This window comes from Pseudomonas sp. P5_109 (assembly GCF_034009455.1).
Classification (GTDB): domain Bacteria; phylum Pseudomonadota; class Gammaproteobacteria; order Pseudomonadales; family Pseudomonadaceae; genus Aquipseudomonas.
Genome location: NZ_CP125380.1, coordinates 1,170,803 through 1,184,383, shown reverse-complemented (window position 1 = coordinate 1,184,383; position 13,581 = coordinate 1,170,803). Strand labels below are relative to the sequence as shown.

The 13,581-nt window shown below is 61.0% G+C and carries 12 protein-coding genes; 7 read left to right on the top strand and 5 right to left on the bottom strand.

Annotated elements, in window-relative coordinates; genetic code table 11:
* Positions 1–42: 42 nt before the first annotated feature.
* Together lptG and lptF are read right to left on the bottom strand one after the other, a co-directional pair.
* Positions 43–1,104 (bottom strand): LPS export ABC transporter permease LptG, encoded by a 1,062-nt coding sequence (gene lptG / locus QMK54_RS05200; protein ID WP_223595203.1) that lies wholly within the window; start codon positions 1,102–1,104, stop codon positions 43–45.
* Positions 1,097–2,215, bottom strand: coding sequence for an LPS export ABC transporter permease LptF (gene lptF, locus QMK54_RS05195; protein WP_110662195.1), 1,119 nt, complete (start codon positions 2,213–2,215; stop codon positions 1,097–1,099). Before lptF ends, lptG begins: the two co-directional genes overlap by 8 nt.
* A 405-nt stretch (positions 2,216–2,620) precedes the next feature.
* Here lptF and QMK54_RS05185 point away from each other — a divergent pair, with 405 nt between their 5' ends.
* The 3 genes from QMK54_RS05185 to QMK54_RS05175 are packed head-to-tail and all read left to right on the top strand — an operon-like array spanning position 2,621 to position 5,016.
* The gene (locus QMK54_RS05185; RefSeq protein WP_320402169.1) at positions 2,621–4,111 is read left to right on the top strand and encodes a leucyl aminopeptidase; all 1,491 of its coding nucleotides are present in this window, start codon (positions 2,621–2,623) and stop codon (positions 4,109–4,111) included.
* A 60-nt stretch (positions 4,112–4,171) separates the two neighbouring features.
* On the top strand, positions 4,172–4,600 hold the full coding sequence (locus QMK54_RS05180) for a DNA polymerase III subunit chi (protein WP_110662198.1): 429 nt from the start codon (positions 4,172–4,174) through the stop codon (positions 4,598–4,600).
* A gap of 8 nt (positions 4,601–4,608) precedes the next feature.
* Entirely contained in the window at positions 4,609–5,016 is a 408-nt protein-coding gene (locus QMK54_RS05175) for a DNA polymerase III subunit chi (protein ID WP_320402168.1), read from the top strand.
* A 165-nt stretch (positions 5,017–5,181) separates the two neighbouring features.
* Here the strand turns inward: QMK54_RS05175 and QMK54_RS05170 are convergent, their stop codons facing one another.
* Positions 5,182–5,949: a sulfite exporter TauE/SafE family protein gene (locus tag QMK54_RS05170; RefSeq protein WP_223595201.1), complete on the bottom strand. Its 768-nt coding sequence runs from the start codon at positions 5,947–5,949 to the stop codon at positions 5,182–5,184.
* A 100-nt stretch (positions 5,950–6,049) separates the two neighbouring features.
* Between QMK54_RS05170 and QMK54_RS05165 the strand changes: the two genes are divergently transcribed.
* From QMK54_RS05165 to leuA, 4 genes are all read left to right on the top strand, one after another.
* Positions 6,050–6,940 (top strand): LysR family transcriptional regulator, encoded by an 891-nt coding sequence (locus QMK54_RS05165; RefSeq protein WP_110660287.1) that lies wholly within the window; start codon positions 6,050–6,052, stop codon positions 6,938–6,940.
* Positions 6,941–6,982: 42 nt separating this feature from the next.
* Positions 6,983–8,362, top strand: coding sequence for an exodeoxyribonuclease VII large subunit (xseA, locus tag QMK54_RS05160; protein WP_110660286.1), 1,380 nt, complete (start codon positions 6,983–6,985; stop codon positions 8,360–8,362).
* Between the two features lie 3 nt (positions 8,363–8,365).
* Positions 8,366–9,187: a M23 family metallopeptidase gene (locus tag QMK54_RS05155; RefSeq protein WP_110660285.1), complete on the top strand. Its 822-nt coding sequence runs from the start codon at positions 8,366–8,368 to the stop codon at positions 9,185–9,187.
* 451 nt (positions 9,188–9,638) lie between these two features.
* A complete protein-coding gene (gene leuA, locus QMK54_RS05150; RefSeq protein ID WP_110660284.1) occupies positions 9,639–11,318 on the top strand; it encodes a 2-isopropylmalate synthase in 1,680 nt (559 codons plus the stop codon).
* Positions 11,319–11,521: 203 nt separating this feature from the next.
* Here the strand turns inward: leuA and QMK54_RS05145 are convergent, their stop codons facing one another.
* Both QMK54_RS05145 and QMK54_RS05140 read right to left on the bottom strand, forming a co-directional pair.
* Positions 11,522–12,313 (bottom strand): amidohydrolase, encoded by a 792-nt coding sequence (locus QMK54_RS05145; protein WP_110660289.1) that lies wholly within the window; start codon positions 12,311–12,313, stop codon positions 11,522–11,524.
* The gene (locus QMK54_RS05140; protein WP_223595191.1) at positions 12,301–13,449 is read right to left on the bottom strand and encodes a pyridoxal phosphate-dependent aminotransferase; all 1,149 of its coding nucleotides are present in this window, start codon (positions 13,447–13,449) and stop codon (positions 12,301–12,303) included. Before QMK54_RS05140 ends, QMK54_RS05145 begins: the two co-directional genes overlap by 13 nt.
* Between the last annotated feature and the right edge of the window lie 132 nt (positions 13,450–13,581).

Here is a 13,581-nt window from a genome sequence, read left to right as displayed (position 1 = left end):
AGGGCGTTTTTTATCGTCAAAACGGTCGGAAAATACCCGCCATCAACCAGCTCGACGCAGCAACCAGAGCCCCGCCACGGCACAAATACCCGCCGGCACCAGCACCGAAAGCAGCGGTGGGAAGCCGAACACCTGGCTCGAAGGGCCCAGCAGATCCTGCACGATGCGGAAGGTGAAGCCCACCAGCACGCCGGTGAACACCCGTTGACCCAGGGTCACCGAACGCAGGGGACCGAAGATGAAGGAGATCGCCATCAACACCAGGGCGGCAGTCACCAGCGGTTGCAACACCTTGACCCAAAATGCCAGCCAGTAGCGGCTGTTGCTCAACCCCTGGTCCGCCAGGTAGTGGATATAACTCCACAGACCGCTGATCGACAGCGACTCCGGCACCATGACCACTGTGTTGAGCAACTGCGGGCTCAAGGTGATTTCCCAGCGCTCGTTCGGGGTCGAAACCACTTCGGTGTTGCGCTCGTGGAACAGCGTGGTCGTGACGTCCGTCAACTGCCAGTGATCGGTGTCGAACTCGGCACGCTTGGCGAAGCTCGCCGACAGCATGTGCCGTTCATTGTCGAAACGATAGCGGGTCACGCCGTACAGAATGCCATTGGGCTGCACCGAGTTGACGTGAATGAATTCATCGCCCTGACGGTGCCACAGGCCGTGCTTGGCGCTTTGTGCATCGCCACTGCCCTGGGCCAGCGAGCGATTGGCCTGCGCGGCGGTTTCAGCGGGTGGAGCGACGTACTCGCCGATCAGCAGACCGGCCAGCATCAGTACCAGCATCGGTTTCATGACCGCCCAGACGATCCGGCCGATCGACACACCGGCGGCGCGCATGATCGTCAACTCACTGTTGCTGGCCAGACTGCCCAGCCCGATCAGGCAACCGATCAGCGCGGCCATCGGCAGCATCTCGTACATCCGGCGCGGCGCGGTCAACAACACATAACTCAGCGCATCGACCAGGGTGTAGGTGTCGGTGACTTCACCCATCTCGTCGATGAAGGCAAACAGTGTCGCCAGGCCAAGAATGATCCCGAGCACCGCCAGGATCGCCATGAACACGCTGCTACCAATGTAGCGATCCAGCTTAACCACGGGCCACCTCCAGCGCGCTGCGGCGACTCGCCCTCTTCAATCGCAAGGGTTCCCAATAGAGCAAGCCCAGGCCAATGGCCAGGAAAATCCCGTGCACCCACCACAAGCCCAGCACCGCGGGGATCTTGCCCTTATCAAGGGCACCGCGGGCGGCAATCAGAATGGTCAGGTAAGCCATATAGAGAAGAATCGCCGGCAGTAATTTGAGGAATCGGCCCTGACGCGGGTTGACCCGCGACAGCGGCACCGCCATCAGGGTCACGATGAACACCAGCAATGGCAGGGAAATGCGCCATTGCAACTCGGCGCGTGCACGAATGTCTTCACTGCCGATCAAACTACTGGTCGGCATCGCGTCACGGTCGGTGACTTCGTCGCTGACGTCCGGTTTTGGCAGCAATACACCGTACTCGTCGTACTTGATCGCCCGGTAGTCAGCCTGACCCGGACTGCCGTCATAGCGATAGCCGTTATCCAGGATCAGGTATCGGTTGCCGTCCGGACGAATTTCCTGACGCCCCTTTTCCGCGACCAGGACAGAAATCCCGCGATCCTTGTTGTTGGAACTGATGTTCTTTTGCGAAATGAACACGCCACCCAGATTGACGCGGTCATCCGACATGCGCTCGGTGTAGGTGACCCGGGTGCCGTCACGCAGGGCCTGGAAACGCCCCGGTTCCAGGGTATCGAATTCAGTCAGGGCATCCTGCTTGTTCAACAGCAGTTGAAACTGGTTGGCCCCCTGTGGCGCCAGGCTCAGGCTCAACCACGCCACCACGAGTGCAACCAGGGTGGCGGGAAACATGGTCATCCAGACCAGCCGTTGCTGGCTCATGCCGGTGGCCGAGAGCACGGTCATTTCGCTTTCGAGGTACAGGCGCCCGTAGGACAACAGGATCCCGAGAAACAGCCCCAGCGGCAGGATCAGCTGGAGGAATCCCGGCAGGCGAAAGCCCATGATCAGGAACAGCGAACCCGGATCCAGCAGGCCCGAGGCCGCCTGGGCGAGGTATTTGATGAAGCGACCGCTCATGATGATGACCAGCAGCACGGCACTGACGGCGCTCAAGGTCAACAGGACTTCGCGGGATAGATAACGGAAGACGATCAAACCAGACACTCCAGGGTTGTCAGGCTAAGGCGGCCAAACAAGCAAACGTATCGGACAGCCCGCAAGACAGAGCCGCCGAAAAAAGATGGCGCATTATCCTGTGATTGGGTGCGCCTGTCACTTCGCAATGCATGCAGGAGCCAGCTTGCTGGCGATGGTCGCCAACGATAACGCGAAGAACCTGAAACCCTGCGGTGGTCTTGGGTTCTTCGCGAGCAAGCTCGCTCCTACAGTGACCGACAAAACCGCGAAGATCGTACAACCGAGGGTTGTCAGCCGCCGGTAGCGAGGTTCAAACTGCGGCCTTTGTCGCCGGTCGATCCTGGCGCCGTTCTGTTTATAAGCAATCGACGCACATAAGGTGTCGGGCGCTTGCGTGATAACCATCAATTCAGGGACCCGGACATGGAAATGGTTGTAAAAAGCGTCAACCCGGAAACGTTGAAGACCGCCACGCTCGTGGTCTCCGTCGGCGAAGGCCGCAAGCTCGGCGCCGTTGCCAAACAACTCGACGAACTGAGTGGCGGCGCCATCAGCGCTGTGCTCAAGCGCGGCGACCTGGCCGGCAAGGTTGGCCAGAGCCTGTTGCTGCACAGCCTGCCGAACCTCAAGGCCGAGCGCGTGCTGCTGGTGGGCGTGGGCAAGGACGACGAACTGGGTGACCGCCCGTTCCGCAAAATCATCGCCGGCATCCTCAATACCCTCAAGGGCCTGGGCGGTAGCGATGCGGTACTGGCCCTGGATGAAGTGGTCGTCAAAGGCCGCGACAGCTATGGCAAGACCCGCCTGCTGGCCGAAACCCTGGTGGACGGCGAGTACTCCTTCGACCAGTTCAAGAGCCAGAAAGCCGAACCCCGCGCCCTGAAGAAAATCACCCTGCTGACCATCAAGGCCGCCCAGGCTGAAGTACAGCGCGCCGTGACCCATGCCACCGCCATCGCCAATGGCATGGCCTTCACCCGTAACCTGGGCAACCTGCCGCCAAACATCTGCCACCCGACCTTCCTCGGTGAACAGGCCAAAGACCTCGGCAAAGAGTTCAAGGACCTGAAAGTCGAAGTCCTCGACGAGAAGAAGATCAAGGCACTGGGCATGGGCTCCTTCTACGCCGTGGGCCAGGGCAGCGCCCAGCCTCCGCGCCTGATCGTCATGCAATACAACGGCGGCAAGAAATCCGAGAAGCCTTACGCACTGGTCGGCAAAGGCATCACCTTCGACACCGGCGGTATCAGCCTCAAGCCGGGCGCCGGCATGGATGAAATGAAGTACGACATGGGCGGCGCCGCCAGCGTGTTCGGCACCTTGCGTGCCGTGCTGGAACTGAAGCTGCCGATCAACCTGGTGTGCATCCTGGCCTGCGCCGAGAACATGCCGAGCGGCAACGCTTCGCGCCCTGGCGACATCGTCACCACCATGAGCGGCCAGACCGTGGAAATCCTCAACACCGACGCCGAAGGCCGTCTGGTGCTGTGCGACGCCCTGACCTACTCCGAGCGCTTCAAGCCGCAAGCGGTGATCGACATCGCCACCCTGACCGGTGCCTGCGTGGTTGCCCTGGGCTCCCACACTTCGGGCCTGCTGGGCAACAACGACGAACTGATCGGCCAACTGCTGAGCGCCGGCAAGGCTGCCGACGACCGCGCCTGGCAACTGCCGCTGTTCGATGAGTACCAGGAACAGCTTGACAGTCCATTTGCCGACATCGCCAACATTGGCGGCCCGAAAGCCGGCACCATCACCGCGGCCTGCTTCCTGTCGCGCTTCACCAAGAACCTGAACTGGGCGCACCTGGACATCGCCGGTACCGCCTGGACCAGCGGCGGCAAGGACAAGGGCGCCACTGGCCGTCCGGTTCCATTGCTGACCCAATACCTGCTGGACCGCGCCAAAGCCTGAAACCAATGACCCTTGGCGGCGTAGCTTTCGGGCTGCGCCACCAAGGGCTCAGGAACCGCAATGACCAAAGTCGACTTCTATATCCTGCCCAGCGCCGATCCTTCGGCACGGCTGGATTTCGCCTGCAAGCTCACCGAAAAAGCCTGGCGCATGGGTCACCGTGTCTACCTGCATTGCAGTGACACCGCCCAACGCAACGATCTCGACGCACGCCTCTGGACCTTCAAGGGTGAAAGCTTCGTGCCCCACGGCCCCGCCGAAAGCGAGCCGGATGGCTTGATTGTCCTGGGTCTGGGTGACGATTGCGGGCAGCATCAGGACCTGCTGGTCAATCTCGACCTGAAAGTCCCGGCCTTCGCCAACAAGTTCGCCCGGGTGGCGGAAGTGGTGGTGGAAGACCCGACGATTCGCCAGGCCGCGCGGGAGAGTTTCCGTTTCTACCGCGAACAGGGCTATCCTCTGCAAGATCACCGTTTACAGCGACTCTGAGCCTGCCAATGGACACTCCAAAACCGCTGCAACAGTCCGCGCACCTGCTGGACGACCTTGAGTCGATCCGCCAATTGCTCGGCGATGACAACCTGCAACCGCCCCTGCTGACCGACACGGTCGAGGACGGCGACCAGGAACAGATTCCCATGTTGTTCGACGCCGTGAGCGAGCCTTCGTCGCCCGTCGAACCGACCGCGCCTGCCGCAATCGTTGAACCGGTCGCCGCCACTGCACCGGCGCCCGCCGTCAGCAAGAACCCGGATGACCTGTTGCACCTGGACAGCGAATTGCGCGCAGCCGCACAGTTGATCATGCAAGACGTGATCGACGATTTCGCCCCGCACATCGAGACCGAAATCAAACGCCGCCTCAGTGCACGCCTTGAGCGATTGTTGAGCCAGTACAACGACTGACGGGACACAGACAAACTGTGGCGAGGGGGCTTGCCCCCGTTCGGCTGCGAAGCAGTCGCAAATTCAGGCAATCTGGTGCAACTGAAAAAGCAAGGGGTCGCTTCGCAACCCAACGGGGGCAAGCCCCCCTCGCCACAAAAAGCGTCCTCGCCACAACTTCTCTGGTCAGATGCTCAAGTAACGCCCGATCAACGCAATCCCACTCGCCAGCACCAGCCAGGTCACCAGGCGCACGAATGCTTCGCGAGACAAGCGCATGCTCAACCGTCGCCCCGCCCACAACCCCAGCGCCATGGCCGGCAACAGACACACCGCCAGCACCAGCAGCGGCAAATCGGCATACACCCCGGCGATTACAAACAGGCTCAACCGCACCACGGTGCTGCAACTGATCAACGCACTTTGGGTCGCGCGGGCCGCCTCCTTGGGCAAACGGCTGTTCAGATAGATCGCATAGAGAAAGCCACCGCTGCCAAACAACGCGCCAAACATTCCGCCCACCGTCCCCATGGGCAGTGCCCAGGCGGCGGACAACTGCGCCGGACGTGCTTTTACCCACAGGCTGTAAATCGCATAGGCGCTGATAAACAGTCCCATCAACAGCAGCAACAGGTCGGACTTGAGGTTCAGCAGGAAAATCACTCCCAGAGTGCACCCCACCGCCATGCAAGGCAGTAACCGCAACAGCTCCGGCCTCGCCACATCGCGCCGCGAAGGCAGCAGATTGCCGAATGCCGCGACAAAATCGAGCAACACCAGCAACGGCACGATTTTCGACAGCGGCATGAACAGAATCAGGATCGGACCCGCCACCAGCGCGGTGCCGAAACCGGCGACGCCGAACACGATGTAGGCCAAAGCGATGCCCGCGCCGATGACCAGCCAGTCCAGCGGGCCGAAGGGCCACTGGTTCAACAACGTCAATACGCTCATTGAAGCGTTCCTCTACTTTAAGTTCGCTGACTTTAGCCATCGCTGAGCGTTGCGACTAATATCATCAAAGCTACTAACCCATCTCAAAAAGGCATGCCTTGTGCTTTCAATCCGGCAACTGCGTTACTTCGTTGAAATCGCTGAATGCGGCAGTTTCGGCGCCGCAGCCGAGCGCCTGTTCATCGCCCAGTCGGCCCTGAGCCGGCAAATCAAGGACATGGAAGTCCTCCTGCAAACCCCACTTTTCGAACGTACTGCGCGGCGACCTCAGCTCACACCTGCGGGTGAGTCTTTTTTACCCCGTGCCAAAAACCTGTTGAGCGAGCTGATCAAGGCCAGCGACATGGCGACCAGGATCGGCAACGGTCAACACGGCACCTTACGCTTGAGCCATTCCAGCACTGTGCCCATGAGCGGCCGACTACTGCGCAGCGTCGGCCGTTATCTCGAACATCATCCCGGCGTGTCCCTGGACATCGCTCAGATGTCTTCCGAGGCGCAGCTGCAAGAATTGGCAGACGGCCGACTCGACATCGGCCTATTGCGCTTGCCAGTGCTCCGTCAGTGTGAAGAGGTGCAAATCGACCCGCTCTACGACGAACCTCTGCTGGTGGCAGTCCCGCCCGATCACTGGCTGGCCAGGGACAAATCCGGGCGGCAGATCAACCTGGGGCAGCTACGCGACGAAGCGTTTATTTCCATCCCTCATCCCCAGCGAGGTGGTCTTAGCTACCTGTCTGCCGAGTTGTGCATGCGCCAAGGCTTCTTTCCCAAAGCCGCTCGGGTAATTTCGCGTAAAACCACGCAGCTGCAACTGATCCAGGCGGGATTTGGTATCGCTCTCTTGCCGGAATCGATGCAAGACATTGCGCCACCCAACGTTCATTTCCTGCCTTTGGCAGACCCCGGCAGTCATAGCAGCGTCGCTCTGGCGTACCGCAAACACCCGACGGCACTGGTTCAACAGTTCCTCGAACATTTGGTGATATAGGGGTCGTGCATTCACTTGAAGAATGCCTTTAAACTGCGCCCCATGATTAAAGATCCCTTTGCAAGACTCGGCCTGGACCGCGAAGTCCTGACCGTCAGCCAGCTCAACGGCCGCGCGCGGGTGTTGCTCGAAGACGTGTTCAGCAACATCTGGGTCGAAGGCGAAATCTCCAACCTCGCCCGCCCGGCGTCGGGCCACGTGTACTTCACCCTCAAGGACAGCGGCGCCCAGGTTCGTTGCGCGTTGTTCCGGCAGAACGCGGCACGGGTTCGCCAGGCACTGAAGGACGGGCTCGCGGTCAAGGTGCGCGGCAAAGTCTCGCTGTTCGAAGGGCGCGGCGATTACCAGTTGATCCTCGACACCGTGGAGCCGGCCGGCGATGGCGCCTTGCGCCTGGCCTTCGATGCACTCAAGGAAAAGCTCAGCGCCGAAGGCCTGTTCAGTGCCGAGCGCAAGGTGCCGCTGCCGGCGCACCCGCAACGCGTCGGCATCATCAGCTCGCCTACCGGGGCGGTGATCCGCGACATCATCAGTGTGTTCCGCCGTCGCGCACCGCAGGTGCAGTTGACCCTGATCCCCACCGCCGTACAGGGCCGCGAAGCCACCGCGCAGATTGTCCGCGCCCTGAAACTGGCGGATGCCCGCGGTTTCGACGCACTGATCCTGGCCCGGGGTGGCGGTTCGCTGGAAGACCTCTGGTGCTTCAACGAAGAAGCCGTGGCCCGCGCCGTAGACGCTTGCGTGACGCCGATTGTCAGCGCGGTTGGCCATGAGACCGACGTATCGATCAGCGACTTCGTCGCCGACGTGCGCGCGCCCACCCCTTCCGCTGCCGCCGAATTGCTGGCACCGGACTCCAGCGACCTGGTACGTCGGGTCGAAAGCCTGCACCGCCGGCTGGTGATGCGCATGCGTGACCGCCTGATGCGCGACCGCCTGCGCCTGGAAGGCATTTCCCGGCGCCTGCGTCATCCCGGCGAGCGCCTGCGCCAGCAAGCGCAGCGCCTGGATGACCTGGACATGCGCATGCGCCGCGCCTTCGAGCGCAGCCTCAACACCCGCCGCGAACGCTTGATCCGCCTGGAAACCCGTTTGGCCGCACAACATCCAGGCCGGCAACTGGCAATGCTGCGCCAGCGCCTCGACAGCCTGGCCGAACGCCTGCCACGCGCCATCCGCGAAGGGCTGAAGAACCGTCGACTGCAATTGCACAGCCAGATGCAGACACTGCATGTGGTCAGCCCGCTGGCGACCCTCGGCCGCGGCTACAGCATTTTGCTGGACGAGCGTGGCAACGCGATCCGCAACGCCGCGCAAACCCATACCGGCCAGCGCCTCAAGGCCAAACTGGGCGAAGGCGAACTGCAAGTACGGGTCGAAGACAATCACCTGACGCCTGTCACCCTTTCTTTACTGGATTGATCCATGCCGCGTTTCTTTGCTCCGTTGCTGTTGCTGTGCCTGACCTTCAACGCCCACGCCGACAGCTACATCACCCGCCTGTTGAACAAACCGGTGCCGGGCGGCGTTGCCGTGCTGGACCTGGGCACATCGGCCCAGGCACCAAAAGCCACTTACCAGGGCAAACCGGTGCTGGTGGTCAAGGAACAGAACAACTGGCTGGCCATCGTCGGTGTGCCGCTGACCGTCAAGCCAGGGGCTCAATCGGTCAGCAGTGGCGGTCGTAATTTGAGTTTTACGGTGGGCAACAAGAACTACCCGGAACAACGTATCACCCTGAAGAACACCCAGCAGGTCAATCCGGACCCGGAGAATCTCAAGCGCATCGAGCGTGAGCTGGCCGAGCAGATTGCCGCTTACCGCACGTTCAGTCCCAACACCCCGAGCAACCTGCTGCTGGACAAACCGGTGAACGGGCCGCTGTCGAGCAAGTTCGGCGTGCGTCGTTTCTTTAACGGTGAAGAGCGCAACCCTCACGCCGGCCTGGACTTCGCCGTGCCGGCCGGAACACCGATCAAGACCCCGGCTGCCGGCAAGGTGATCCTGATAGGCAACTACTTCTTCAATGGCAACACGGTGTTCGTCGACCACGGCCAGGGCTTCATCAGCATGTTCTGCCATATGTCGAAAATCGACGTGAAGGTGGGGCAACAGCTGGCGCGCGGTGGCGTGGTCGGCAAAGTAGGTGCGACTGGCCGCGCGACTGGGCCACATATGCACTGGAATGTCAGCCTGAACGATGCGCGGGTCGATCCGGCTATCTTCATTGGTGCGTTTCAACCCTGAATTTTCGTTGAGGCCATTGGCCTCTTCGCGAGCAAGCCCGCTCCCACAGGTACAGCGCAATCCCTGTGGGAGCGGGCTTGCTCGCGAAGGCGGCATTCCAGCCACCAGAAAACCCCAGGCCGCCCCATCACTCAATTGCGCACCGCTCAAACCTCGCGCAAAAAACAAGATCATCGAAACCAATTGAAGCAATAAAATCTCGATAAATACCCGTTCACGAGTATTCCTCTCAATTTTTTTCGACTGCTTGCCAACCTCCCCCCTCGCGGTTAGGGTTGAAGGCATGAAAACCTTTCACACCCTCATTCAGCTCCGCCAGCACCGCAGCCTGTGCCTCGTCAGCGCACGACTGCCGGGCTGAATCGTGGTGCCTCGTCCCAAGCGTTACTCCAAGAACTTTTGATCCACCGGCAGGCCGCCTTTTTTCGGCCCACACAATAAGGATTTCCCGATGAGCATGCTCAAAGACCCGTCTTCGAAATACCGCGCGTTCCCGACCATCGACATTGCGGACCGCACCTGGCCATCGAAAACCATCACCGCCGCGCCAATCTGGTGCAGTTCCGACCTGCGCGACGGCAACCAGTCGCTGATCGAGCCGATGGACGCCGTCAAGAAGCTGCGCTTCTGGAAAACCCTGGTGCAGGTCGGCGTGAAGGAAATCGAAGCATCGTTCCCGGCCGCGTCGCAAACCGACTTCGACTTCGTTCGTACCCTGATCGAAGGCAACCACATCCCGGACGACACCACCATCCAGGTGCTGACCCAGGGCCGTGAAGACCTGATCGAGCGCACCTTCGAATCCCTGCGCGGCGCGAAGAAAGCCATCGTTCACCTGTACAACGCGACCTCCCCTTCCTTCCGCCGCATTGTCTTCAACCAGGACAAGGACGGGGTCAAGGCCATCGCCGTCAGCGCGGCCAAGCTGTTCGTCAAGTACGCGGCCATGCAGCCGGACACCGAGTGGACCTTCGAGTACTCGCCAGAAACCTTCAGCGCGACCGAAATGGAGTTCGCCAAGGAAGTCTGCGACGCGGTGATCGAAGTCTGGAACCCGACGCCCGAGCACAAGATGATCCTCAACCTGCCGGCCACCGTCGAATGCGCGACCCCGAACATCTATGCCGACCAGATCGAATGGTTCGGCCGTCACATCAACCGTCGTGACAGCGTGATCATCAGCCTGCACACCCACAACGACCGTGGTACTGGCGTTGCGGCCACCGAACTGGGCCTGATGGCCGGTGCCGACCGTGTCGAAGGCTGCCTGTTCGGCAACGGCGAGCGTACCGGTAACGTCGACCTGGTGACCGTCGCCCTGAACATGTACACCCAGGGTCTCGACCCGCAACTGGACTTCTCCGACATCGACGGCGTGCGCAAAGTCGTCGAAGAGTGCAACCAGATCCAGGTGCACCCGCGTCACCCGTACGTCGGCGACCTGGTGCATACCGCGTTCTCCGGCTCGCACCAGGATGCAATCCGCAAGGGCTTCGCCCAGCAGAAATCCGATGCATTGTGGGAAGTACCGTACCTGCCGATCGACCCGGCCGACATCGGCCGCAGCTACGAGGCAGTCATCCGCGTCAACAGCCAGTCGGGCAAGGGCGGCATCGCCTACCTGCTGGAACAGGAATACGGCATCAGCCTGCCGCGTCGCATGCAGATCGAGTTCAGCCAGGTCGTGCAGCGTGAAACCGACCGCCTGGGCCTGGAAATGACCGCCCAGCAAATCCATGCGCTGTTGCACAGCGAGTACTTGCAGGCCAACACCCCGTACGCGCTGGTCAGCCATCGCCTGCAGGAAGAAAACGGTCACAGTGCCGTCGAAGTGGAAGTGGCCAGCAAAGGCCAGGGCGAAACCAACCTGCACTGGCGCGGCAAGGGCAACGGTGCTCTGGAAGCACTGGTGGCCGGCCTGCCGATTCCGGTGGAAATCATGGACTACAACGAGCACGCCATCGGCGCGGGCACCAATGCCAAGGCCGCGGCCTACATCGAACTGCGTGTGAACGGTGAGCGTGCGGTGCACGGCGTCGGCATCGACGAAAACATCACCACGGCCAGCTTCAAGGCCCTGTTCAGCGCACTGAACCGTTCGCTGAGCCAGCCGGAAGCGAAAGCGGCGTAAGCTGTCAGCCGAAAAGCAAAAGGCCCCGGGGCGTACACCTCGGGGCCTTTTTTTGCCTGTCTGTTTTGTGTTGTCTGAACCGGCCCCTTCGCGAGCAAGCCCGCTCCCACAGTTGACCATTGTGAACACAAATCTTGTGTACACCCACATACCCTGTGGGAGCGGGCTTGCTCGCGAAGAGGCCCTGTCAGGCACCGAAAATACTAGGTGAACTCAAAGGTATCGGCATCCAGATTCGCCGGAAACCGCTGCCGATACGCCGCCAACTCCGCCGCATCCAGCGTCACCTTGAACACCCCATCCGCCTCGCCGGTGCTCAGCAACATCTCACCCTGAAAATCCAGCACCTGACTGTCACCGGTGTACGCAAAACCCTTACCGTCGGTGCCAATGCGATTCACCGCCGCCACATAACACAGGTTTTCAATCGCCCGTGCAGGCAACAAACGATTCCAGTGCTGGCGTCGCGCGCCCGGCCAGTTCGCGGTGTACAACAACAGGTCAGTGTCCTGGGCATCGCGACTCCACACCGGGAAACGCAAGTCGTAGCAAATCAGCGGCCGTACTCGCCAGCCCTTGAGCTCGAACTGCACCTGGCGCTCGCCGGGGGTGTAGTGGTTGTGCTCGCCGGCCATGCGGAACAGGTGGCGCTTGTCATAGTGCAGCACCTCGCCGTCCGGGCGTGCCCACAACAGGCGATTGCGATGACTGCCGTCGGCGGCCTTGACGATCACGCTACCGGTAATCACCGCATCCAGCTTCGCCGCCTGAACCCGCAGCCATTTGCTCGTCGGGCCGTTTTCTGCTTCGGCGAGAGCCTCTGACTCCATGGAGAAACCGGTGGTGAACATCTCCGGCAGGATGATCAGGTCGGCGCCGCGAGCCTGTTCCAGCAAAGGCTCGAAATGCTCAAGGTTGGCTTGACGGTCGTGCCAGGCCAACGTCGTCTGGATCAGCGCCACGGTCAGCTTCGGCAAGGCACTCAGATCACGCATAGTTTTTCCGCTGCTTCACGCAGCGTCTCCTCGCGTTTGGCGAAGCATAGCCGCACCAGGCGCTGGCCTTCTGGCGGCGTCTGGTAGAACACGGAAATCGGAATACTCGCCACGCCATGCTCGCGCGTCATCCACAGGGCCATCTCGACGTCATTGAGGTCCGGACGGATCTGCGAGTAATCGACCAGCTGGAAATAGGTGCCGGTCACCCGGGTGAAACTGAAACGCGACGGCGCCAGCAGATCGCAGAACAGATCGCGCTTGGCCTGATAGAAAGCCGGCAGCTCTTCGACGTGCTCAGGATGCTCGGCCATGAAATCGGCCAAGGCATATTGCAGCGGCGTCACGCCACAAAAATTCACGTACTGGTGCACCTTGCGCAATTCCGCCGTCAGGGCCGCAGGCGCGACCACATATCCGGTTTTCCAGCCGGTGACGTGGTAGGTCTTGCCGAAGGAGCTGACCACGAATGCACGCTGATACAGCTCCTCATGGGCCAGCACGCTGACGTGGGGCACGCCGTCATACACCAGGTGCTCGTAGACTTCGTCGCTGATCACATAGATATCGCGATCACGGATCAACGCTGCCAACTGGTCGAGTTCGGCACGACTGATCAACGCACCACTAGGGTTGTGCGGGGTGTTGAGAATGATCATCCGCGTGCGCGGGCTCAGTGCTTGGGCAAGCTTCTCGAAGTCGATACTGAAATCGTTCAGGCCCAATTGCACATGCACGCAACGACCGCCGGCCAGCTCTACCGAGGGCTCGTAGCTGTCGTAGGCCGGGTCAAACACGATGACTTCGTCGCCGCTGTGGATAACCGCCTGAATGGCACAGAAGATCGCTTCGGTCGCGCCGGGGGTGACCGTCACCTCGGTATCCACATCCACCTGCACGCCATAGCTGCGGGCGATCTTCGCCGCGATCTGCTGACGCAATATCGGCAACCCGGTCATTGGTGAATATTGATTATGGCCGTTGGCGATATGCCGGCCTACCGCATCGCACAGGGCCTGCGGGGCCGCGAAATCGGGAAAGCCCTGGGACAGATTGAGCGCGCCGGTCTGTGCCGCGAGCTGAGACATCTGCGTGAAGATAGTGATGCCGACATTCGGCAGCTTGCTGGTGATCATCGGTGGTTCCCTGCTCTACACCCGGCTCTACGGCGGCGCGGGGAGTCCGAGGATAGCCCAAACGGCAGGCATGAAAAAGGGCGCCTTATAGACGCCCTTCTTCATTTGATCACCGCTGTACCTTGTGGCGAG